The sequence below is a fragment of the Bacillus cereus group sp. BfR-BA-01331 genome, assembly GCF_022663915.1.
In the GTDB taxonomy this organism is placed as follows: Bacteria; Bacillota; Bacilli; order Bacillales; family Bacillaceae_G; genus Bacillus_A; species Bacillus_A mycoides.
On record NZ_JAKUGJ010000174.1, the window covers coordinates 1 to 377 of the forward strand.

Sequence of the window (377 nt, forward strand, 5' to 3'; positions counted from 1 at the left end):
TGCGGGATATTCTTCTGGAAGGGGATCAGGATTTTTAGGGACATTATTCGGATGGGCTTTGTTTTTGGGTGGAGGATATCTATTAGTAGAACATTGGGATGCTATCACGGTTTGGATGCATAGTTTAAATATAGTGCAAGGGTTAGACGGTTATGAAGACATGAGTAATGGGTTCATCTTTGTATGCTTGGTCGTAAGTGCTTTTATTTTTATGCTGTTGTTACCTATTTTCGCAATTGTATTAATAGTAGGTTTAATATTCATGAATATTGTAGTTTGTACGCTTGTATTGTTAACAACACCAAGTACATACACAAAAAAGAAAAATAAGGAGAGTGAGTGGGAATGAATACAATTCTAGTATTAGGTGGATCAAA

1 protein-coding gene is annotated in these 377 nt (G+C 35.3%); it reads left to right on the forward strand.

Annotated features, from left to right (window positions below):
* Positions 1-349, forward strand: a 349-nt coding sequence (locus MR155_RS31520; RefSeq protein ID WP_242312134.1) for a hypothetical protein, incomplete at its 5' end; no start/stop codon positions are given.
* Positions 350-377 lie beyond the last annotated feature (28 nt).